This window comes from bacterium, from assembly GCA_016708025.1.
Lineage (GTDB): Bacteria > Zixibacteria > MSB-5A5 > GN15 > FEB-12 > FEB-12.
The window spans coordinates 331,325-355,149 of sequence record JADJGQ010000002.1; the positions used below are offsets into that span (position 1 = coordinate 331,325).

The 23,825-nt window shown below is 54.0% G+C and carries 17 protein-coding genes and 1 pseudogene; 9 read left to right on the forward strand and 9 right to left on the reverse strand.

Annotated features, from left to right (window positions below):
- Window positions 1-7: 7 nt before the first annotated feature.
- The 4 genes from IPH75_07685 to IPH75_07700 all read left to right on the forward strand — a co-directional run bounded on the left by IPH75_07685 (window position 8) and on the right by IPH75_07700 (window position 6,027).
- Window positions 8-1,702: a hypothetical protein gene (locus IPH75_07685; GenBank protein ID MBK7141945.1), complete on the forward strand. Its 1,695-nt coding sequence runs from the start codon at window positions 8-10 to the stop codon at window positions 1,700-1,702.
- A gap of 432 nt (window positions 1,703-2,134) precedes the next feature.
- Complete coding sequence (locus IPH75_07690; protein ID MBK7141946.1) at window positions 2,135-4,153, forward strand: class I tRNA ligase family protein; 2,019 nt, start codon at window positions 2,135-2,137, stop codon at window positions 4,151-4,153.
- A 33-nt stretch (window positions 4,154-4,186) separates the two neighbouring features.
- Complete coding sequence (locus IPH75_07695) at window positions 4,187-5,653, forward strand: glutamate--tRNA ligase (GenBank protein ID MBK7141947.1); 1,467 nt, start codon at window positions 4,187-4,189, stop codon at window positions 5,651-5,653.
- Window positions 5,654-5,685: 32 nt separating this feature from the next.
- Window positions 5,686-6,027 carry a diguanylate cyclase gene (locus IPH75_07700; protein ID MBK7141948.1) on the forward strand — a complete coding sequence of 114 codons (342 nt, stop codon included), beginning with the start codon at window positions 5,686-5,688 and terminating at the stop codon, window positions 6,025-6,027.
- On the opposite strand, the gene IPH75_07705 is transcribed toward IPH75_07700, so the two are convergent.
- From IPH75_07705 to kdpF, 6 genes are read right to left on the reverse strand one after another with little or no spacing between them, the layout of a single operon-like run.
- The gene (locus IPH75_07705) at window positions 6,024-6,716 is read right to left on the reverse strand and encodes a response regulator (protein ID MBK7141949.1); all 693 of its coding nucleotides are present in this window, start codon (window positions 6,714-6,716) and stop codon (window positions 6,024-6,026) included. The two genes, IPH75_07700 and IPH75_07705, sit on opposite strands and share 4 nt — an antisense overlap.
- On the reverse strand, window positions 6,713-9,406 hold the full coding sequence (locus IPH75_07710) for a sensor histidine kinase KdpD (GenBank protein MBK7141950.1): 2,694 nt from the start codon (window positions 9,404-9,406) through the stop codon (window positions 6,713-6,715). The genes IPH75_07705 and IPH75_07710 overlap by 4 nt, the downstream gene beginning before the upstream one ends.
- The gene (gene kdpC / locus IPH75_07715) at window positions 9,406-9,978 is read right to left on the reverse strand and encodes a potassium-transporting ATPase subunit KdpC (GenBank protein MBK7141951.1); all 573 of its coding nucleotides are present in this window, start codon (window positions 9,976-9,978) and stop codon (window positions 9,406-9,408) included. Before kdpC ends, IPH75_07710 begins: the two co-directional genes overlap by 1 nt.
- Window positions 9,979-9,988: 10 nt before the next feature.
- Window positions 9,989-12,085 (reverse strand): potassium-transporting ATPase subunit KdpB, encoded by a 2,097-nt coding sequence (kdpB, locus tag IPH75_07720; GenBank protein MBK7141952.1) that lies wholly within the window; start codon window positions 12,083-12,085, stop codon window positions 9,989-9,991.
- Between the two features lie 8 nt (window positions 12,086-12,093).
- Entirely contained in the window at window positions 12,094-13,785 is a 1,692-nt protein-coding gene (kdpA, locus tag IPH75_07725) for a potassium-transporting ATPase subunit KdpA (protein MBK7141953.1), read from the reverse strand.
- A gap of 9 nt (window positions 13,786-13,794) precedes the next feature.
- On the reverse strand, window positions 13,795-13,881 hold the full coding sequence (gene kdpF, locus IPH75_07730) for a K(+)-transporting ATPase subunit F (GenBank protein ID MBK7141954.1): 87 nt from the start codon (window positions 13,879-13,881) through the stop codon (window positions 13,795-13,797).
- 377 nt (window positions 13,882-14,258) lie between these two features.
- Here kdpF and IPH75_07735 point away from each other — a divergent pair, with 377 nt between their 5' ends.
- Window positions 14,259-15,239 carry a cysteine synthase family protein gene (locus tag IPH75_07735; GenBank protein ID MBK7141955.1) on the forward strand — a complete coding sequence of 327 codons (981 nt, stop codon included), beginning with the start codon at window positions 14,259-14,261 and terminating at the stop codon, window positions 15,237-15,239.
- A gap of 4 nt (window positions 15,240-15,243) precedes the next feature.
- Here IPH75_07735 and IPH75_07740 read toward each other — a convergent pair whose 3' ends face one another.
- From IPH75_07740 to IPH75_07750, 3 genes are read right to left on the reverse strand one after another with little or no spacing between them, the layout of a single operon-like run.
- Window positions 15,244-15,915, reverse strand: a complete 672-nt coding sequence (locus IPH75_07740) for an ABC transporter permease subunit (GenBank protein MBK7141956.1) — start codon at window positions 15,913-15,915, stop codon at window positions 15,244-15,246.
- A complete protein-coding gene (locus IPH75_07745; GenBank protein MBK7141957.1) occupies window positions 15,915-16,808 on the reverse strand; it encodes an ABC transporter ATP-binding protein in 894 nt (297 codons plus the stop codon). The genes IPH75_07740 and IPH75_07745 overlap by 1 nt, the downstream gene beginning before the upstream one ends.
- A gap of 4 nt (window positions 16,809-16,812) precedes the next feature.
- Window positions 16,813-17,163, reverse strand: coding sequence for a GntR family transcriptional regulator (locus tag IPH75_07750; protein MBK7141958.1), 351 nt, complete (start codon window positions 17,161-17,163; stop codon window positions 16,813-16,815).
- Between the two features lie 287 nt (window positions 17,164-17,450).
- Between IPH75_07750 and IPH75_07755 the strand changes: the two genes are divergently transcribed.
- The 4 genes and pseudogenes from IPH75_07755 (at window position 17,451) to IPH75_07770 (ending at window position 23,751) form a co-directional block, all read left to right on the forward strand.
- Window positions 17,451-20,642, forward strand: a complete 3,192-nt coding sequence (locus IPH75_07755; protein ID MBK7141959.1) for a nuclear transport factor 2 family protein — start codon at window positions 17,451-17,453, stop codon at window positions 20,640-20,642.
- Window positions 20,636-22,144, forward strand: coding sequence for a hypothetical protein (locus IPH75_07760; protein ID MBK7141960.1), 1,509 nt, complete (start codon window positions 20,636-20,638; stop codon window positions 22,142-22,144). Before IPH75_07755 ends, IPH75_07760 begins: the two co-directional genes overlap by 7 nt.
- A 41-nt stretch (window positions 22,145-22,185) precedes the next feature.
- Entirely contained in the window at window positions 22,186-22,566 is a 381-nt protein-coding gene (locus tag IPH75_07765) for a response regulator (protein MBK7141961.1), read from the forward strand.
- A gap of 14 nt (window positions 22,567-22,580) precedes the next feature.
- Window positions 22,581-23,751: pseudogene (locus IPH75_07770) on the forward strand (SpoIIE family protein phosphatase).
- Window positions 23,752-23,825: the final 74 nt, after the last annotated feature.

Genomic DNA, 23,825 nt, shown 5'->3' on the forward strand with positions numbered 1-23,825 from the left:
CGCTGCTATGAGATCCCTGTGGTTTGCGATTCTGCTTCTGCTCATTTCTGCATCGGATCTGTTCTCCCAAACAGGCGTACCGTCCGTCGTTACCGGAGTTCGCGGTGAGGCGATTGGTCTGAGCGGCGAGATCGGAAGTTACGGAGAATACTACAGTATCTCGGGTCGTGATGCGCGGCGACCGTCTTCCTCGGCACGACTCTATTTTCGTCCGACACTCTCCTTTTACAATGCCGCGAGCATCTCGTTCAACATACTCCTTTCGACGGAGGGAAGTTCCCGATCGGCACGACACCAGGTGAACCAGATCAATCAGTTTGGCGTCCAACCACGTTGGAAATGGGGGTACGCCAATGCGGGGGATTTTTCTGAATCCTATACACCGCTTACGCTCAACGGACTGACCATTCGGGGAGGAGGGTTTGCAATCAATCCGGGTCAGTTGCGCTTGGCTGCCACGGGAGGGATGACTCGACGGATCGGCGCCGCATCGAACGAAGGAGGATTTGATCGGGAGATCTACGCGGGGAGGATCGGCGTTGGACGGGAATCTCGTTCCTCGTTTGACATCCTGTTCGTCAGAGTGAGAGATATCCCGTCAAAGTTTCAGGCTGTACTTCCCGATAGTATTGACCCGCCTGATTCGACGCAGATTGGCACAAGGATCGAGTACACGGAGACTCCACAGGAAAATCTGGTCGTGGGCGCGGCGGGCACACTCAAACTCTTTTCCGATGCACTCGTCGTGAGTACCGAAGCAAGTGGAGCCGCCTACACGCGGGACATGAACTCGCCGGAGCTGGATAACGACAAGGTACCCTCTTTTGTCAGTAAGCTATTCACGCCGCGACTCAGCAGCAGCGCGGATTTTGCCTATAGTGCCGGCATACAACTCCGCCTTGCCCGGATGACTCTCAAGACAGGCACTCGCTATATTGGGCCGGGATACACCTCTCTCGGAGTTGCTTCATTGCTCACGGATCTACGCGAATTCTCCTGGGGGGCGGACATTCGTCGTTCGAACTGGTCAACAACCGCCGCGGTGACCCGTCAAAACGACAATCTGGTTGGCAGCAAACTCCACACGACCGTTCGATATACTTATGTTGGAAGTCTCAGCATCAGGCCGACACAATCATGGCAAATGTCCCTCCTCGGGAATCTGCTGACACTTCGCAATCACGCGATCTCGGATACGGCATTGGTAAGTTTCACGACATTAAGTGCAGGAACCAATCAGATGGTCATGTTTGGCGGCAACAAACTGGTCCAGGCGATCGGAATGAATTACCTGTACACCAGATCATCGGATGACAATATCTTCCGGGCCGCTAATCGCTTTCAATCGCATACGGTGAGCGCGAACGCCAATATGACAATGGGACGCAATGTCTGGCTTATTCCCATGATCAGTCTCGTGACATCGCGCCAGGGTTCGCAGAAATGGGGAACACTTGAGACCTATTCTCTCACTCCGCAATGGAGGACGCTGAATAATCGGCTGTTCGTTTCAAGTGGCATAGGTTTCACGAAGTCATCCTCCTCAACCTCTCTCCTGACTGATATTGCGGCCAACTACCGGATATCGACGAAGATTTCGCTGACGGCTTCGCTGCGGAGGATCGGTTTTCAGGGAGACGGACAGCAAGGGGCAGATTATGGCGAATACGTGGCGATTATTAAATTGACCCAACGACTTTAGCTCTGAATGCGCGCCTTCCGTTCAACCGATCTGGCAAATTAAGTCGGCTTCAGCCGTCCGCAAGTTATTGTCCTACAAAGCAAATCGGGATAAACTCGCTCGCCTCTCTTGTTCCTCGCTGCCTCATTGAACACTTGGACCCAGAAGTGGCAAGAGACCTCGCACGACCGGCTGTTTCGTCTGAGACTCTGGTTGAGCTCCGTCAAAGGGCTTCTGAGAATTCCAAGAGTAATAGAACGTGATCCGCTCGGACCATTGCTGATTGCTCATCATTGTATGGACGTTTGTCTAGGTTCCACGCCGCCAGTTATTATCGCGCCTGGTAGATGAGCCGTCTTCGGAAGAAGATGTTGCGACTCCCCTGACAATCACCTATTTTGTCTACCTTAGAAACGACTTTACTGTAAGCAGTTCCAGAGGTTAGGCAGTCAGATGAATTCCTTCGCTCATGATAAACGAAAAGATAACGAGGTTCGGCCGACCTTCCCCCGTCGCGCTATCGTGACCGCGGGGATGCCCTATGGCAACAAAGATCTCCACTTTGGCCATATCGGCGGAGTTTTCGTCCACGCTGATATCTATGCCCGGTTTCTTCGCGATCGAATCGGCAAAGAGAATGTCCTGTTTGTCTCCGGCACCGATTGTTACGGTTCCTCCATTGTCGAGGCCTTCCGGATCGCAGTCTCAGAAAAAGGGTTCACTGGCGATATCGAGCAGTTTGTGCGCGAAAACCATGAACTGCAAAAGAAATCGCTTTCCGCATTCGATATATCGCTGAACCTGTTTGCCGCCTCGGCCCTCGACGGTCCCGCCAAAACGCACAAAGAACTGTGCGCGCAACTAATGACACGGCTCTACAAAGAAGGGCATCTGACCCAAAGAACAGGTCAGCAATTTTTTGACACGGTGACTTCGCTTTTCCTGAACGGCCGTCAGGTCGAAGGGATCTGCCCGATCGATGGCTGCCAGTCCGACAAGGGGTATGCCGACGAATGCTCGTTGGGACACCAATACGAACCGCAGGACCTTATCAATCCCAAGAGCACGCTTTCCGGTTCGGTTCCTACTCTCAAGCAAGTCAGCAATTGGTATGTTGATGTTCCCAAATTCAGAACATTGCTCGAGGGTTGGCTGGCCGATGTGGAGGCAAGTCCGCAGGCGCGTCCGTTTGCCGTCAAAGCGATAAGGGAATTCCTGGAGCCGCCGGTCATTTTCGTGAAGAAAGATGATCTGGAGTCGGTCATCGAGATTCTGGGATCGGACTACGGATTTACCGAGCGAAGCAGCAAGAGTCAGTCAGTGGCATTGGTTTTCGAGACGCTCGAAGAGCGGGAGCGTGCGTGCGCGACGCTGGTTGCAGCCGGCATCCGTTTTCGCACCGGCAAAACATTGGTGCCGTTTCGACTGACCGGAAATCAGGAATGGGGTCTGCCGTCGCCTGTACTGGAAGGCGAGCCGGCGCGTACCTGGTGGGTCTGGCCGGAGTCACTTTTTGCTCCTATTTCATTTTCCGCGTATTGCTGTCAGAGTGGAAAAACGAGCACGCCTGAATGGGAGAAATGGTGGTGCGACAAAAACGCCGGCGTCTTTCAATTCATCGGCGAAGACAACGTCTACTTCTATGGACCGGCCGAGATGGCCATGTTTCTGGGATTGCAGGGAAAGCAGCCGGTCCTTCCTCCACCTGAAGGGACAATGCAGTTGCCGGTGTTGGTCGTGAACAAGCATGTGCAGTTTCTCAATAAAAAGATCAGCAGCAGCGGGCCGATCAAACCTCCGGCCGCGACCGAATTGCTCGACCACTACACTTCGGATCAATTGCGCGCACACTTCTTCGGGCTTGGACTGGGCAAACAGGGGGTCAGCTTCAGACCAAAAGCGTTTGATCCCGATGCCAAGCCGCTGGATGCCGATCCGGTGCTGGTCGAAGGAAATCTGCTGAGCAATGTTCTCAATCGCTGTACCAGATCCTGCTTCTACACGATCCAGAAGGAGTTCAACGGCCGCATGCCCGCGAACAAGGTGAGCGAGGAAGCGCTATCTGCGTCGAAGCAGGCCGTGCTGACCTATGAACGCCAGATGCATGCGCACCAGTTCCAGCAGGCGATGGTAACGGTGGACAAGTACATTCGCGATATTTCGAAATTCTGGGCCAAAAACTCAAAGTCCGATGAGTCCGGCGGTATCAGCCCACAGGCGCTCGTTGATCTGTTCTATTATGTGCGCATCGCAGCATCGATGGTGCACCCGATCGCCCCTCGCGGCAGTGAGCTGATACGCGAGTATTTTGGGGTAGGCGAAGATATCTGGTCGTGGGAGCGGATATTTGATCCGCTCGATGCTTTCGTGCCTGATATTTCGACGCATGAATTCAAAGTCCTCCCGCCGCACTTTGATTTCTTTGAAAAGCACGCGTCGCAGATCAGCCACTACAAAGCGCAATCCGAATAGCGTGAGTCAAAACCAGAAAACGAATTGGATGGCATGAACACGAACCACGTTGTCACCCGCTTTGCCCCCAGCCCTTCCGGCTACATGCATATTGGGAATCTTCGCACCGCCCTGTACTCGTACTTATTGGCTAAGTCCAACGGCGGCACATTTATCCTGCGCATTGAAGATACGGACAGAAAGCGGCTGGTCGAAAACGCCGTACAGATCATCTATGACACCCTTCAAGCGGCCGGATTAAATTACGATGAAGGTCCGGGCAGAGAAGGAGCCAACGGCCCGTATGTCCAAAGCGAACGAATTCCCATTTACCTTGATCACGCCAAGCGGCTGATCTCATCCGGCCACGCATACTACTGCTTCTGCGATAGTCAGGTGCCCGAAGAAACGACAGAGGAAACCGGCAATTTCGGCTATAACCGGCATTGCCGAAATCACTCGCCAGAAGAGGTGAGCAGCAAACTCAGCAGCGGCGTTCCGCATGTGATCCGCCAGAAGGTGCCACTGGATGGAGCAACCTCGTTCGATGACATGGTCTTCGGCAATATCTCGCGAGCGAATGCGGATCTTCAGGACATCGTGCTCATCAAGTCAGACGGTTATCCGACCTACAACTTTGCCCATGTCGTTGACGATTTCCTGATGGGGGTGACCCATGTGGTGCGCGGGTCGGAATATCTGTCGTCGACTCCGCAATATGTTTTGCTATATGATGCCTTCGGCTGGAAGCGCCCCCACTATGTGCACTTACCATTGATCATGGGCAAAGGAGAGGACGGCACCGTATCCAAGCTTTCGAAGCGTCATGGTGCGGTCAGCTTTCAGGATCTGGTGCAGGATGGTTACTTGCCGGAGAGTATTGTCAATTACATCGCACTGCTTGGATGGAGCCCAAAAGAGACCACCGAAGAGTTTTTCACTCTGGAAGAACTGGCCCAACGATTCAAGGTGACGGGAATCAATAAGTCGTCATCGATATTCGATTACGAAAAGCTGCTCTGGTTTAATGGAAACTACATCCGCAAACTGACGCCGGAGAAATTCAGTGAACTCGCGACCCCTCATGTGAAGAAGATCATTACTCGCGATATTGATATGGCCAGGCTGATGTCGTTGATCCAGCCTCGCATCGAAAAATTCTCGCAGATCCCGCAGCAGATTGGTTTTTTCGAGGCACTTCCTGAATTCGACTGCGAATTATTTGTTAACAAAGGACAGAAAGCAACGCTCGAGAACACGGTGCAGGTCCTGCCTGCCGCTATCGATATTCTCAACAGTGTGCAGCCATGGAAGAGCGAAACGCTGTTCGAAAATCTCAAGAAATTGAGTGCCGACCTTGGTCTGAAAGCCGGGTCAGTAATGTGGGCAGTCAGGATCGCGATTTCCGGTACCAGCGCCACCCCCGGCGGGGCAACGGACATTCTGGAGATCCTTGGCCAGCAGGAGTCACTGCGAAGACTGAGCTTTAGTTTGGATAAGGTGAAAGCTCATCTCGCCTGAGATAAGGTGTGAAGAAAAACTGGAGAGACATAATGCCGACCGATAACTGGGGAGATCATGCCGCTATTGCTATCACGGTGACTGACGCCGACGGCATTATCACTGAAATGAATTCAACTTCGATTGCCACGTTTGCGGCTGATGGTGGAGCGAAACTTATCGGAACCGATGTTCTGGCCTGCCACCCTGAACCCTCGCGAACCAAACTGGCTGGCATGTATGAAGCCCACACTGCCAATCATTACACGATCCGGAAAAACGGACAGAAGAAGATCATCCACCAGCTCCCGCTGATGAAAGAGGGGAAATTCTGCGGCTATGTGGAGATCTCGATTCCGATCCCGGATCAGCTCCCCCATTTCGATCGCGATTAGTCCTCATCGCTTGATCGCAGACGATACCCCACACCCGGCTCGGTTATGATAAACTCGGGTCGGCCCGGATCACGTTCCAGTTTCTTGCGAAGTTGCGCGATATAGACCCGGAGATACTGCGACTGATCCACCGATTGGGGCCCCCAAACATCTTTCAGTAACTGCCTTTGTGTGACGACCTTTCCGGCATGCTGTGCCAGTATTCTCAACAACTCATACTCGGTCGCGGTGAGTCGTACCGTTTCGCCGCGCAACATGACTGTTCGATCAGCGAAGTCGATCTCCAGATCGCCAATGCGAATCGATGGTTCGGATTCTCCGGATTGCTTATGCCGCAAGGCGACCCGCACCCGAGCCAGCAGTTCAGGCACACCAAAAGGCTTGGTCAGATAATCATCCGCTCCGGCATCGAGTAGAGCGACTTTTTCGGTTTCAGAATCCCTGACAGTCAGAATAATAACCGGAACAGAGGACCATTCCCGCAATCGATGCAGTACAGTGGCGCCGTCGAGGTCGGGAAGACCCAGGTCAAGAATGATCAAGTCGGGACGCTGGGTCGCCGCCACCACTAATCCACTCTCGCCGTTTTCGGCCTCGAGAAACGTGTGGCTCTCGGCCTCCAGGCTGATCTTCAGGAAGCGGCGAATAGCCTGTTCATCATCTATAACGAGTACACGGGCGCCGGTCATGGCTCACTCCTGCCATAGGGTAGTTGCGGTTGCATCTCCAGAGGGAGTTTGATCGTAAAACAGGCACCGCCGGAATCTCTGTTGCCGGCGCTGACTGTTCCACCGTGAACTTCCACAATTCCCCTGGTGATGGCAAGTCCGATTCCCGCTCCACCAGTCCTGGAGCCGGGAACGCGATAGAACATCTCGAAGAGATGTGGTATTGCTTCCTGCGGCAATCCGGGGCCGGAGTCAGACACGGTCAACTCTATCTCTCTGGCAATGACGCGCGCGCTGATCTCAATTCGGCTTCGAGGCGGTGTGTAGATACCGGCATTCAACAGGAGATTGGCAAGTGCCTGCTGAAAGAGCTGAAAGTCTACCCGGACAAGCGGAAGCGTTTCCTCCAACTGAACCGAAACGAGGTGATCCGCCAGAGCCACTTTGTGTGCATCGAGCGTCACGGAGATCAGGTCACTCAAGTCATGCCAGTCGCGCTTAAGTACTAGCTTGCCGGAGTTAAGTCGTGACATATCGAGCAGATTGGAGACTACACGATTCAGTCGCTCAGCATTGGCAATGATCTCCGTCGATAATTGTTGTCGGCGGGTCATATCCGTCGCAATCTGATCGTTACTGAGTGCCGAGGCATTGCCGATGATAGCGGTCAAAGGAGTTCGCAGCTCGTGTGATACGGTGTTGAGGATTGTCTGGTAAAGTCGTTCGGATTCCGCGATCTGATGCATTTGGCGCGAACGTTCCTGCAGCAGTTCTCGTTCGGCAGCCACGGCGAGCAGATGGGACGCCGCCGTGAGCAAGTTCTCCTCATCCTGAGTGAGATATGATTTGCCGTGTGGTCGGTAAGCCAGTACGCCGGTGATCTCCCCCGGACCGATCAAAGGGATATAGCGGGCGGTTGCCGAAGCCAGCGTATCGGTCGACCAGCCTGCAACCTTACCATGCTCAAACGCCCACATGGCGACTGTCCACTCCTTTTCGCCGGTTATCCAGCTATCACGGAGGTCAGAAGACATTTGTTCCAAAGTACCCGCGACATTCTTGAGCGCGATCGCGAATTCACCCGGCACCTGCAGGGCGAGATTGTCACTGACCGCACTGGCGAATTGACGGCGATCACTCGCCGCAGAAATGGCGCTGGCGATCTGGTACAGCGCATTTGTTCTCTGTTCGCGTGAGCGAAGCAACCGTTCGCGTTTTCGAATGCGACTGGTCAGTGTGCCGGTGACTGCCGCTCCCACCAATAGCGCGAGGCACATCGCCATATCCTCCGGCTCTGAGAAATGAAATGTGCGTTGTGGCGGGATGAAAAAGTAATCCCAGGTGAGCGCGGCCAGGATAGCCGCGAAGATCGTCGGACCGACAGAAACAAACAGACTCACTACCAATACGCCGAGCAGAAAAATAAACCCCACCGCACGATAGCCGATCACCGGGAGCAAAAGTGCACTCAAGCCTGCTGCGGCGATGATAACCCAAAGCATGAACCAGTAGCGAACGGGGGATGCTTCGAAGTGCAGAAGTGACTTCTTCTGTGGCGCCGCGCCCGTGTCCCGCATCGGCTTGAGGATATGAATGTCGAAGGTGGTGGCATGCACTGCCAGCCGGTCGAGGAGTGAACCGCCGCCGAACAAATCCCGCAATCTGCGTTTGGCCGGATGCCCGATAACCAGTTGGGTCACGCTGCGCTGCCGCGCGGTCTGAATGAGCGCTTCGACAATGTCGACATCGGTCAGACTGACCACCTCACCGCCAAGTTCGCGAACCAGGTTCAGATTGCGAGCCAACTGTTCACGGTCGCTGTCACCCAGATTGGCGCCGGTGTCAACATGAACCGCAAGCCAGGGTGCATCGAGACTGAAGGCGAGGCGACGGGTGGCGCGAACCAGATCCTCGGAATGCGGACTATGGCTCACGGCCACCATCAGACGTTCCGACGCTTTCCAGATGCCGGTGCTTTGCTGAGCCGCAGTCAGCCCGTGCAGTTGGTTGTCCACGGCTTCTGCGGTGAATCGCAGGGCAATCTCCCGAAGCGCAGTCAGTCTGTCTTCCTGGAAAAAGTTCTTTGAAGCGGCTTCAGCCTTGTCGCCAAGATAGACCTTGCCGTCTTTGAGGCGCTGCAACAGTTCTGTGGGAGTCAGGTCTACCAGAGTGATCTGCGCGGCTCGTTGCAGAATGGTATCCGGCACCATCTCGCGAACGGTGATGCCGGTTATCTGTTCGACATACTCTTTGCGACTCTCAACATGCTGGACATTGAGCGTGGTATAGACATCTATCCCGCTGTCCAACAGTTCCACGACATCCTGCCACCGTTTCGCATGCCGTGAGCCGGGCGCATTGGTATGAGCCAATTCGTCGACCAAGACAAGCTGTGGTCGTCGTGTGAGAATGGCGTCAAGGTCCATTTCGCTCAGGACTACATCGCGATACGTAACACTCTTGCGGGGAATGATCGGCAGGCCCTGGAGCAGTGCCTCTGTCTCGGCGCGGCCATGAGTGTCGACTGTGCCCACGACCAGATCAACTCCTTCGCGCAATCGGTCCTGGGCAACTCGAAGCATGGCAAATGTTTTGCCGACTCCAGCCGACATGCCGAAAAAGACGCGCAGCTTCCCGCCGCGAGCATGTGAATCCCGTTTTTTGATGGCCGCCAGGAGAGCATCGGGATCGGGCCGAAATGCATCAACCATTACCGGGACGCCTTTACCAGCGAGTCTACAGCGAGATTTAATCTGAGCACATTTATTCTCGGTTGACCGAATATCCCCGCGGCGGGGTACTCGGTCTGACTGTCAATCAATAAAAGAAGCGCGCTTTTTTGCGTTTGGTCAAGCAGTCTTGCCAGGGCCACTCGATCGACCTGATACCGGGCCGCTTCAGGTGAAATGTCCGGGTCAAGACCGCTGGCAGACGCACAGAGCAGATCAGCAGGGATTTCGGCTTTGCCGGTTTCTGCGTAAACCGTTCGTCTCAGCACAATGCTCTCTTTCAGGGCAGCGCTGGTCGGTCCCAGGTTACTACCGCCGGAAGGGAGGGGGTTGTAATCGACGGCTGAAGGACGCGACCAGAAGTAGCCGGGATCGGTGAACTTCTGGCCGACAAGCTCTGAACCGACCGTCATGCCGTTCACAGTGACTAAACTTCCAGAGGCCTGCCGAGGAAAGCAAAGTCCTCCGACCGCTGTCACCAGCAAAGGATAGACTACTCCAGTCAGAAGGGTGAATACGATCAATGCCCGAAGTGCTATGTGTAGTGTTCGCATAGTCTCTACCTCAACTTACCAGTCTGCCGGCGACAAGGATCAGGTCGATCAGCTTAATACCAATGAACGGCGATATGATCCCGCCAAGGCCGTAGAGCAACAAATTGCGGCGCAGGAGCTTTTCGGCGCTCTCCGCTCGATAGGCCACGCCGCGCAACGACAAAGGGATCAGCGCGACAATGATCAACGCATTGAAAATCACTGCGCTGAGGATGGCGCTTTCCGGTGAATGCAATTGCATGATGTTTAAGGCCGCGAGCGGTCCCGTATTGGAGCCGGACATTGCGTACAATGTGCCGAACATGGCCGGAAGGATTGCGAAATACTTTGCGATGTCGTTGGCTATACTGAAGGTCGTCAGCGAACCTCTCGTCATCAGCAACTGCTTTCCGATCTCCACTATCTGTATCAACTTGGTCGGGTTGCTGTCCAGATCTACCATGTTGCCGGCTTCACGCGCGGCTTGAGTACCAGTGTTCATAGCCACGCCAACATCGGCCTGCGCCAGAGCGGGTGCATCGTTGGTGCCATCGCCAGTCATGGCAACCAAATGACCAGCACGTTGCTCTTCCCGTATGCGTTCCAGTTTTGCCTCAGGCGTCGCCTGGGCGATGAAGTCATCAACCCCGGCTTCAGCCGCAATGGCCGCCGCAGTGAGAGGATTGTCCCCGGTCACCATCACCGTGCGAATTCCCATCCTGCGCAACTGGGCGAACCGTTCCTTGATGCCCCCCTTGACTACATCCTTCAAATGCACGATACCGATCGCCTGATTGTCTATACTGACCGCCAGCGGGGTCCCACCGGATCGAGCGATCTCACTTTGGATCGGCTCTAGCTCTTCCGGAAAGCTACCGCCGGAACGCAGTAAGTATTCGCGCATTGAATCAACCGCTCCCTTGCGAATGCTCATCGCGACCGAACCGTCAGGTTCAAGAATATCGACACCACTGATACGCGTCTGCGCGGTGAATGGCACGAACCGTGCCTGACTCGGAGTCAATGTTTGCGCCCGAAGCCCGTACTGCTCCTTGGCCAGCACGACAATAGACCGTCCCTCGGGTGTTTCATCGGCCAGTGACGCCAGTTGCGCCGTTTCGGCCAGGTTCTGCACCGGTACCATTGGAGCCGGGGCAAATTCGGTAGCCATTCGATTTCCCAGAGTAATAGTTCCGGTTTTGTCCAGCAGGAGGACATCGATATCTCCGGCAGCCTCTACCGCGCGACCGCTCTTGGCGATCACATTGCGCTGGACCAGACGATCGATTCCCGCAATGCCGATGGCGCTCAGGAGTGCGCCGATTGTTGTGGGGATCAGGCAAACGAGCAGGGAGACCAATACGGTGACTGTGACGATCTTACTCAGATCCTGACCCGCGGCCGCGCCGCTGTAATCGGCGAAGAATTTCAAGGTCGTCACCGCCAGCAGAAATACTATTGTTAGGCCGGCCAGGACAATACCGAGAGCAATTTCATTCGGGGTCTTGTGGCGCTTGGCTCCCTCGATCAGTTCGATCATACGATCGACAAACGTATTGCCGGGTTCCGCCGTTATCTGAATGACAATTCGATCACTGATCACGCGCGTACCGCCGGTCACGGCACTCCGATCGCCGCCGCTTTCGCGAATGACCGGGGCTGATTCGCCGGTGATGGCCGATTCATCGACACTCGCGATCCCCTCGATCACTTCACCATCCGACGGTATGACATCGCCGGACTCGCAGACGACAGTGTCTCCCTTTCGCAGCAGCGTAGCAGCGATGCGTTCTTCCCGGCCCGCTTTGAGAAGTCGAGCAAAAGTCTCGCTTCGCGCCCGCTTTAAGCTGTCGGCCTGGGCCTTGCCGCGTCCTTCGGCCATCGACTCGGCGAAATTGGCGAACAGAACAGTAAACCAGAGCCAGAGACTGATCTGAAAATCAAATCCCGACCAATTTCCCTGAATCCAACCTGCCACAAATGATATTGTGGTCAGGATCGCGCCGATGTAGGCCACGAACATGACCGGATTCCGTAATTGGTCGCGTGGATCAAGCTTCTTGAGAGAGGCTCCAATGGCAAACCCCAGCAAAGCTCTGTCGAAAAGTCCTGAAACTGATTCAGCCATATCTCTCCTTAGAATGTTTGTCCGGTCAACATCAACAAGTGTTCAACAATCGGCCCCAATCCCAACGCAGGAAGGAAAGTCAGTGCGCCAACAATAAGGATGACGCCGATGAGGAGTACCACAAAGGTGACGTTGTCGGTCGCGAAAGTGCCGGCGGATGGCGGCGACATCTTCTTGTTGGCCAGGTAACCTGCGATCGCCAGGCAGGGGAGGATGATCGCAAATCGGCCGATCAGCATGGCTATCCCCAGAGCAATATTGTAGAAATTGGTGTTCGCATTGAGTCCAGCGAACGCACTTCCGTTATTCCCGGCAGCTGAGGAAAAGGCGTAGAGTATCTCGCTCAGGCCGTGGGGTCCGCGATTGGCCAGACTCGACAGCGCGATCGGCAGTACGCAGGCAAAGCCAGCACCTATCAGTATTACTGCATTGGGTGCCAGAATACCGGCAATGGTCATCTTGATCTCGCGTGCCTCGATCTTTTTCCCCAGATACTCGGGCGTACGCCCTACCATTAATCCGGCGAGAAAAACTGTCATTATCACGTACAGCAGGAAACCGTACATGCCGGCGCCGACTCCTCCGAATATGATCTCACCCAGCATCAGATTAAAGAGCGCCACACCTCCTGCCAGCGGTGTGAGGCTTGAGTGCATGGCGTTGACGGAACCATTGGAAGCGGCAGTCGTTGCCGTTGACCAGATAATGCTGTTCGCGATGCCGAACCGAACTTCCTTCCCCTCTATATTGGTCTGCAGATCCAGCGCTGGATTGGCTGAATACTCGCTGTAGAGCGAGAGCGAGAGCCCGGCGAACCAGAGCAGGAACATCGCGGTAAAAATGATCCAGCCATGCTTGCGATTACCCACCAATCTGCCATAGGCCAAAGCGATTCCGCCTGGAATCAACAAGATTGAGAGCATCTGGAGGAAATTCGAGATCGGCGTTGGGTTCTCCAGAGGATGAGAGCTGTTGGCGTTGAAGTACCCTCCACCATTGGTCCCCAACTGCTTGATGGCGATCTGCGATGCAGCCGGACCCAGCGGAATAGTCTGAGCCGAGCCTTCCACTGTTGTCACAGTCACGGCGGGGGAGAATGTCTGGACGACACCCTCGCCCATCAAGACTATCCCCAGAATCAACGAGAGTGGCAGAAGGACATAGACGACCGAGCGAGTCAGATCGACCCAAAAGCTGCCGATCGTATTTGTCGTTTTTCGGATAATGCCGCGCGTCAAAGCGAGAAATACCGCTATGCCTGTCGCCGAACTGACAAAATTCTGGGTGGTCAGGCCAACCATTTGAGTCAGGTAACTAAGCGTGGTCTCACCCGCGTACGATTGCCAATTCGTATTGGTGACGAAACTGACGGCCGTATTAAATGCCAGTGGCCAGCCGACATTTGGCAGATTCTGCGGATTGAGCGGTAGCCACTGCTGACAGATCTGAAGCATAAACAGAAATACCAGGCCAAGGCCGTTGAACCAAAGTAGCGCCATGGCATAGTCTTTCCAGTTCATTTCGCGATTACTGTCCACCCCGCCAAGCTTGTAGATCAACCTCTCCAACCAGCCGAGTGCGGATGTAAGCGGATGTGACTGGCCGGTGAAAACCCGCGCCAGATACGCACCTAACAGCGGAGCCAGAGTGACCAGCGGTATGATATAGACTAGGACCTGCAATAGGTCATGCATTGACATGAGGTAACCTCACTTGAATTTCTCCGGATTAAACATGGCATACACGAGATACACCAGAAGCGCCAGTGCTATGACACCAGCAATCGCGAACGACATGGCTTTCCCTTCATCGACGGGTTCTCTGCAGCATCACCGTCACCGGAAACAACCGTCCGAGCCGATGCTGCCTTACGTCAGATAAGAACGGCGAGATCAGCGGTTTAGGAGAATAAGGAAGAGCCACAGAGATATAAAGAATGTGCAAAGCGACAAAAGGAGCCGAAGACTGAATCAGCTACCTCCCAATCACTTAGTGCTGTCTCCGCGTCGACCTGTCTCTTAATCTTGACATTCAGACCCATCCATTGTTCCATTGCTCCTGCCTGAAGGCGACCAGCCGTGCTACAGCGAATTACGTTGGATTGCAGGACTGTATTCAGGCGAGAAATGTGGATATGGATCGGGTTAACTTATCCCGCGAGGAGCAGAGAGAGATGTCACGAGGCGAGCGATACGAAAATATCCTGGATGCGATAGGTCACACCCCGCTGGTGAAACTGAATCGGATCATCACCGGTGGACCATGCGAGGTGTACGCCAAGCTGGAGTTCCTCAACCCTTCCGGGAGTATCAAGGATAGAGTCGCCAAGCACATGATCCTGAAGGCGGAGAAGGATGGCCGGATCAAGCCGGGGGATACCATTATCGAAAACTCCTCGGGGAATATGGCGATGGGGCTGGCCTTGATCGCCATACAGCGTGGCTATCGCCTCAAAGTGGTGGTGCGCGACACGATCAGCAAAGAGAAGCTGAGCCAGCTCCTGGCTCTGGGAGTTGATGTCGTCAAAGCGGATACCTCGCTTCCTCCCGAATCACCCGATTCGTACAACAATATCACCCCGCGTCTCGCCAAAGAAATGGCGCATTGCTATTTCCCGGATCAACACAACAATCGTGAGAATAACGAAGCCCACTACTATTCCACCGGGCCGGAGATTTGGGAGCAGATGGAAGGGCGCATCGACTACCTGGTCGCGGGGATGGGGACCGGCGGCACAATGGGTGGCGTGGGTCGCTTCCTGAAAGAGAAGGATTCCAAAATTCGAACGATCGCGGTGGATATCGAGGGTTCAGTTTACACGGAGTTCTTCCGTTCAAAGCGGATGGTCAAGCCGGCGCCGTACTTAATGGAGGGGTTGGGGGATGAGTTCATTGTCGGTTGCGCCGATTTTTCGGTGGTCGATGAAGTCATACAGGCATCGGATCGCGATGGTTTCAATCACGCCCGTCGATTGGCTCGCGAGGAAGGGTTATTGGTTGGTGGATCAAGTGGCGCTGCAATCTGGGCTGTCATGGAACTGACTCGCAAACTGAACAAGCCGGCGCGGATCGTCACCGTCTTTCCCGATGGCGCCTCCCGCTATCTCAGTAATGTCTTCAACGATGACTGGATGAAAGAGAAGGGGATGCTCTGATCGCTCACAAGAAATCCCGCTTCCTTGACTGGACGAAAAAAGTCACGCCGATCAGCACGGCCATGAGCAGTAGCTCGATGGCGATCGTCCAGTAATACTCCGGCCCACGCTGGCCAACATTCATCAAAAACTGTTTTGCTCCCGGTATGCGGGGGACGATCTGGGTCGCCACATTCCCCAAAAGAAACATCAGGATGACGATCAGCGCGATCGTCCAGCCCATCGACTCGAAAATGATCGCAAACCCCAGCACAAACATGAAGACGACAAAAAAGCCGATCAACAGGACATTCACATATCCGGCAGGGACTCCGGCCGCGCTTCCTTCGCGAAAAACGAGTGAGAAATTCAGCGCTGCCACGGTCCATGGAACCAGATAGAGAAGCAGATTGGCCAGGATCTTGGAGAGCGTATATTCCGCCGGTGTGACAGGGAGGCTCATCAGAAACGGTAATGTTTTGTCGGTTCGCTCGCCGATCACGGTCGTCAGCGGTAAATAAAATGTCAGCGCGATCAACACGCACATCGATAGACTCACGCCGATCGAAACGCCGGTGTTTCCGGGAATGGCCGCACAGATCCCGCCAAGGATCGCACCGCCCAGCAGCAGACCGATCGCCACGCGATGCAGGTACCAGTCTTTGCCGATCAGTTTCTGAATGATGAATCTATCCATCAGACTGCTTCCTTCTTGACCATCTCGATCCGAGCGAGAAAGATCTCTTCCAGGGTCATTCGTTGAATTTCAAGTACTGTAGCTTTGGTTTCTTTTAGGTCGGCAATCAGTCCTTCCGAGTACTGGCCGGTGGTGAGGATAGCGGTTCTCCCGCTCCGCGAGAGCATGTCACAGCCGCTCCGTACAGGAATGGCCGTTTGTGGATCGACTTCAAGCCGAATGCGCCGCCATCGCTCTAGGAAGGACTCTTTGTCGTCCGAATCCAGGATCTTTCCGCCATAGATGAGGGCGATCTTATCAGAGATCTGCTCGACATCCTGTGTGTTGTGTGAAGACATCAGGATCGTATGTTCTTCATTGCGCACAACCTCCATCAATTCTGACAGAACTTCCTGTCGGACGACCGGATCAAGTCCTGTGGTCGGTTCGTCGAGGATCAGCAATCTGGGGTGACGTGCCAGGACCAACAGCAGGGAAGTTTTGACGGCCTGCCCTCGGGATAATCCCTTGACCTTCTGATCCGGCTTTAGATCAAATCGCTTGAGTAGTTTCTCGGCATGTCCCTTATCCCAGGATTTATAGATCGACGCGACAAAATCCATATGCCAACGAATGCTGGCTCCGGCATAGAGGCGCATATCTTCAGAGACAAATCCAACATCGAGCTTCACCGCATGTTGATGTGCTGGCATCGCCTTGCCCAGAACTTCAACTTCGCCGGAATCATGACGGACCAGTCCCATGAGAATGCGGATGGTGGTCGATTTTCCAGCACCGTTCGGCCCGATGAATCCCATGATGCAGCCGGTGGGAAGGTTCAAGGAGAGACTGTCCAGCTTAAAATGCTGGTAGGACTTGTCTACCGCTCGAAGATCAAAAGCATATGCACTCATATTGCTACTTCTCCTGTTTTGCCTGTTGCTGCACGTTTCTCAAGGCCTCGGCGATATCGCGCGCACTCCACCCCAACGCCAGCGCGAGCTCCGCAGCTGCACGCAAATGGCGATATAGTTCTTCTTCTTGCATGCGGCTACCGAGATCAGGCACGCTGTCCGCAATACAAGAACCTTTTCCTTGATTGGTGACAATGATCCCCGCCTGTTCTAATTCCGCATAGGCGCGCTTCACCGTGATGACGCTCACCTTCAGATCAGCCGCCAATCCGCGAATGGAAGGGATCTCCTGTCCCGGCGCCCAATCACCTGAAGCGACGCGCTGCTTCACCTGATCGACGATTTGCAGGTACATGGGACGGTCACTCGTTTGGCTGAGTATCAGCCAACTGTGCATATGCATATACACAGTATACGAGGCGGTTTCGAAATTGCCTCAAAGAAAATGCAGGCGTTCTGGTTTTTTTTTCGCGGGACGAATATCGGCAGGAGAGGGGGTCCTCATCAGGTCAATGTGAATCTTTGAACAAGCAAGAAAGAGCGAGGCAGCTTTCGCATGTTGCTTGCAATATTGACTATCATTGTCTATTATTGAAATCGCACTTCGAAACCGGATTATAACCAACGGGCCAGACCATACACATGACAGACCACAAGCCGCAGGAACAAGAAGCACGCAAAGTCTATGATCTCTATTGGGAGAGCTATTTAAAGGGAGATGTAGCGACGTTTCTGTCGGTCGTGGATGAAGACGTGACTCTGATCGGCACTGCCGAGATCGAACTCTGCTTCAATAAAGCGGAGATCTTAGCGTTTGTGCATGCGACGATCGAACAAATCTCAGGCAAGGTCGAAATGCGGGAGCGAGATATTCGAGTCGCCTCGGTCAACGACCTGGTCCGGATCGACGAGTTCTCGGATATGTATGTCCTCATTGACAATCAGTGGACGTTTTACGCCAAGATACGACTTTCGACTTTTCTACGCCAGATCGGCGACCAATGGAAGGTATTCCATCAGCATGGCTCCTTTCCCGACCCCCGGGCCCAAGCGGGAGCGACCATTGCGCCGGAGCAGATCAAGCAGGAGAATTACCAGCTTCGCGAGGCGATTCAGCGCCGGACCGTAGAGCTTGAGAGCAAAAACCGGGAACTGGCAGTCGAAGCTTGCCTGGAGCGGGTGCGAACCCGGGCGATCGCTATGAAGAAGCCGGAAGACCTGTTGGGGGTCTGTGAAGTGCTCTTCAAAGAACTGTCCTCTCTTGGATTTGACGCTCTTCGCAATGCAATGATCGATATTTATCACGATGACCAGCGGTACTTCCTCAACTACGACTATTCAGATCAGCTCGGAAACAGCATAACCAGAATTCCATACAACATTCACCCGGTCGTGGAACGTCACCTCAAACTGATCCGCGGTGCACATGATGCTTTCGAAGAGATAATCTTCACGGGAAAAGAACTGGACGACTGGAAGGAGTTTCGACGTCGCAACGGAGAGCAAGATGATCCCCGGCTCGATCAACATCCCGCACTCTACTACTATTTCTACTCCATCGGACTCGGGGATATCGGCATCTCGTCATTCGAGCCGATCGGCGAAGCCAAGCGTGAGATACTTATACGTTTTCGCAATGTCTTCGACCTTGCGTATCGACGGTTTGTCGATATCGAACAGGCGGAAGCACACGCCAAAGAGGTGCGGATCGAATTATCATTGGAGAGAGTCCGTGCCCGATCACTGGCGATGCATCGAAGCGATGAACTGGTCGAGGCTTCGGATGTTTTCTTCGAACAACTGGCGTCGCTTGGCATTGAGGCGATCAGAACCGGTGTCGGTACTTTCAATGAGTCCGCAGAGACGATCGAGGTCTGGTCCCGGTCACAGTCAAGCGGCAAATCCGGGAAGCAAATCCTTGGCGAAGTACCCAGAGCTGCGCATCCGTTTTTTGATCGCTGCTTTGAGGCCTGGAAAAACAAGGAACCGTACTTCTTCCAGGAGTTTAATGGCGACGAAGTTGAGGCATACTATCGTCACATGGCGGGGGTCGTCTCATATCAGCCAGCCAGTTCGTACAATTCACGTGAAGTCTTCTATACCTTCTTTTTCGCGGAAGGCTCCCTGAATGTCGTCAGACAAGAACGGCTGAACGATGACGAGCTGCATATCATGCAGCGGTTTGCTTCGGTCTTTGGGCAGATCTATCGCCGTTTTCTTGACCTGAAGCAGGCTGAAGCTCAGACCCGCGAGGCGCAGATCGAAGCTGCCCTCGAGCGGGTGCGAAGTCGCACAATGGCAATGCAGCGAAGTGACGAGCTGATCGAAACCTCGTTCGTGCTGTTCGAACAACTAAGGCAACTGGGGGAAGTGGGCGAACAGGTCTCAATCGGGATTATCGATGACGATGCAGGCACTATGGAGATGTTTGCAACAAGTCACGGCAATCAATGGAAACGCTCGACTCTACTTCCATATAATGAGCACGACGTGATGAGGAGAATTCACCGTGCATGGAAAGAAGGGAAAGGGTCATTGGTCATCGATTTGTCTGGTGATGCACTGATCGACTATAATACCTGGCGGAAACAACTGAGAGACATCAAGAACGTGACCGGAATGACCTTCACGCATGAGCGCTGGGTCATCCACTCGGCGTTCTTCTCCAAAGGTAACCTCTCCTTTTCGACCAGCGAACCTCGACCACCAGAGATCATCCAACTCCTCGAGCGCTTTGCCTCGGTCTTTGACCTGACCTACACTCGCTTTCTCGACCTGAAACAGGCTGAAGCTCAAACCCGCGAGGCCCAGATCGAGGCCGCCCTCGAGCGGGTGCGAAGTCGCACCATGGCGATGCAGAAGAGTAGCGAGCTTTCGGAAACATCCTTTGTTCTTTTCGAGCAGTTCATGCAACTGGGAGAGATCGGCGACCAGATCTCCATTGGAATTTTCAGCGATGACCAGGAGACGCTGGAACTATATGCCACGAGTTTCGGCAACCAGTGGCAGAATCCCCGAAAAGTCCATTTCAATGAGCAAGCCAGTCTTCAAAAACTGTTCGCGGCCTGGAAGCAGCAGCAGAAGTCTTTAGTGCTTGATTTGGTGGGAGAGGAACTTCGTGAATACAATAAGTTCCGGCTGAGAGTCAGAGGCGGAGATCCCCGAGCCGAGTTACATGTGGATACAGATCGCTGGGTGATCCATGCAGCCTTCTTTTCCAAAGGCATACTGGCATTCTCAACCGATCATCCGCGATCCGAGCAGGTGGTCCAACTCCTCGAGCGCTTTGCCTCGGTCTTTGACCTGACCTACACCCGCTTTCTCGATCTGAAACAGGCCGAGGCACAGGCGCGCGAAGCCACTATCGAGGCAGCGCTGGAGCGTGTGCGTTCGAAAGCGATGGCGATGCGTACCAGCAACGATCTGTCGGTTACCTCCGGGCTAGTTTTCACGGAATTGCGGAAACTGGGGATCACGTCGGTTCGCTGTGGCGTGGTACTGTTGACCAAGCAATCCCACGATGGATCGCTCTACTTCACCTCCACCTCCCGGGAGAGTGATACTCTTGCCCATGTTGGAATTATCTCTCTGACTGGTCATCCGTCGCTGGAGAAGCAATACCAGCAGTGGCTAAAGCAAGAAGACTACCTGGTCACGCTGAAAACGAAGAACTGCTATCGTACTACGAATGGCTGCACCGGCAGAACCCTGTTCCCTTTGTTTCAGGTGATCAGCGAGAGAAAGTCGAGCATGGTTACTACCTCTACTTCTCAGAAGGGCAATTCTACGCCTGGACGCAGGAGCAGTACACTGATGAACAGCTGGCGGTGCTAAACCGCTTCAAAGGGATCATCGAACTAACATTCAGAAGATACCTTGAACTCCAGCGCGCTGAAGAACAGGCTCGCGAAGCACAGATTGAAGCAAGCCTGGAGCGGGTGCGAAGTCGCACGCTGGCGATGCAGCGATCCGATGAATTGGCCGAAACGGCGGCGGTTCTCTTCAGACAACTGATCGCCCTGGGGATCGCACCAAACCGCCTCTATATCACGGTCATCAAGGATGATTCCGGCAACGCCGAATTCTGGATCACCGATGAAGACGGAAGCAGAGTGAATTCGGGCTTCGCCACCAACCTGGAGAGCAACGGCACATTTCGCAAGATGTTCGCTGGGTGGAAAGAGGGAAGAACATCAATCACGATCGACATGCAGGGAGAAGAGCTGCAGGAATATTTCCAGCAGTTGGCGAAACTGAATGTCCCGTTCAAAGGGGGACTCTCGCAAACGCGTCGGGTCCAGACGATCGCCTACTTCTCCAGAGGATTCTTGGGAATCGCCTCTCCCGATGAACAACCGGTAGAGACCATTCTTCTACTGGAGCGATTTGCAGCGGTCTTTAATCTTACGTTCACCCGTTTCAACGATCTGAAACTGGCCGAGGCTCAGGCGCATCAGGCGCACCTTGACCTGATCCAGTTGCAGACCGAGAAGAAACGTGCCGAGGACGCTCTCTCTGAACTGCGCGACACGCAGGTTCAACTACTCCAGCAGGAGAAACTCGCCTCTCTCGGCCAGCTCACTGCCGGCATTGCACACGAGATCAAAAACCCCCTCAACTTCGTGAATAACTTCTCCTCGGTTTCGATGGAATTGCTTGATGAAGTGATACAAGAGATCGAATCATCTGCGCCCGATCTCAAGAAGGGGGATGTCCCGCTTCTGTTGACGGATATCCGTACCAACCTGACTAAGATCATTCAACATGGCACGCGCGCGGATGGGATTGTCAAGTCGATGCTGCAGCACTCGCGCGGCGGCAGCGGCAAGCGAGAACCGATTGACCTAAATGCGCTGGTCAAAGAGTACGCCAATCTCGCCTTTCATGGCATGAGGGCAGGCAAGAATCCGATCAATGTCGATATCGTCCTTGATCTCCAGGATCCGGTCGGGATGGTCTCGGTGATCGCTGAGGATTTCAGCCGGGTGATCATCAATCTCTGCCAGAACGCCTTTGATGCCATGCGGGACAAGTTGAACGGAGAAAGCAAGCAGACAGGCTCACATTCGTACCTCCCCAAACTGACCGTGCGAACCCGTCGGGAAACCAATCGAGTGCTGGTTGAGGTCGGCGACAACGGTCCGGGAATTCCGGACAGCATCAAGGATAAGATCCTTCAGCCCTTCTTTACGACGAAAAAGGGGACCCAGGGGACCGGACTCGGGCTGTCTATCACCAATGATATCGTCAAGGCCCACGGCGGCGTACTGAACATAGAATCTAATGAGGACGGCGGCGCTACCTTTGTGGTCGCTTTGCCGGCTGACCCCCACTGACGAGTGCGCAAAGTAACAGAGAGTGAAATAAATATGAAGTTTTGGTCGTCGATGATGAACAGGACATCGAGTTGCTCTTTCTGCAGCAATTCAGGAAAGAGATTCGAAGCGGCGAGTTGGAATTGGTTTTCGCCTTTTCCGGACAAGACGCACTGGCCATTCTGGACAGCTCGCAGCCTCCCGATGTGGTTTATGTTTTTTCGGATATCAATATGCCGGGGATGACCGGGCTGGAGCTGCTGGAGATCATCACTCAGAAGTATCCGCACATTCATGTCAGCATGATTTCCGCGTATGGCGAAGGCGACAACCACCGGAAGGCGATGGCTTCCGGCGCCAAAGAATTCTTCACCAAACCGATCGATTTCGGCAGGCTGAAGCAGGAAGTTCATGCTCAGATCGGACAACAGAAACAAGGCTAAGCGATCGGGACGCTATGAAATTGTTCAAGATAATGGTCGTTGACGACGAACCGGATCTGAAGATGCTGATCCTACAGAGATTCAGGAAGCAGATCCAGGCAGAGCTGTATGAATTCGTTTTCGCCGAGAATGGCGAAGACGCCTTGAATCAACTTCAGGCTGCCGATGATATCGCGCTGATCCTTTCCGATATCAACATGCCCCGCATGGACGGACTGACACTGCTTCAGCGGTTGCAGGAGCGCGGCGACCCGGCACTGAAGACCGTTATCGTATCCGCTTATGGGGATATGGAGAATATCCGGACCGCCATGAATCGCGGGGCGTTTGATTTCGTCACCAAGCCGATCGACTTCAACGACCTCCATCTGACGATCGAGAAGGGGCTCAAAGAGATCGTTGCTATCAAGGCCGCGCTCGACGATCGAAAGAGCCTCATGGCGGTGCAGCGCGATCTCTCTACCGCCTCGCGCATCCAGCAGACGATCCTTCCGCAGACCTTTCCGCCGTTTCCGCATCGGAGCGAATTTTCGATCTATGCGGAGATGCATCCGGCTAAAGATATCGGCGGCGACTTTATGATTTCTTCTTTATCGATGATAGTCACCTAGGGTTTGTGATCGGCGATGTATCCGGCAAGGGGATAACGGCCGCAATCTATATGGCAGTCGCACGCACTATGATCAAGGGGATCGCCTCGCAATTGCTCGATCCGGCGGCTTGCCTTTCCAAAGTCAACAGTATGCTGATCCCGGAGAGTGATGCCAGCATGTTTGTCACCGTATTCTACGGTGTGCTGGATACGAGTACTGGTATCATCCGCTATTGTAACGGCGGGCATAACCTTCCGTTTGTGGTGAAGGGGGAGTGGCGCGGTCGCCCAATTGGAGAATGCACCGGGGATATTACTGGGCAAGTTCGACCAGTTCAGCTTTTGAAGCCAAAGAGATTCAATTCCAGCCGGGTGACCGGATCATCCTCTATACTGACGGCGTGACTGAGGCGACCAACGGATCGCACGAAATGTATATGGAGCCGAGACTGCTCAAGTATCTCGAAGGGAGCAGGCCGGAGAATGTCAACAATCTCGTCCGCGGGGTGATTGTTGATGTTCTGCAATATATGGGGAAAGCCGACCAGGCGGATGATATTACGGTGCTGTCACTAGAGTATAAAGGGAAATAACCTCTGACTTGGCAACGCGTGCCACCCATCTTCTCAGCAAAGTATCAACGATGACTGGATGAGAGCGATGGGTA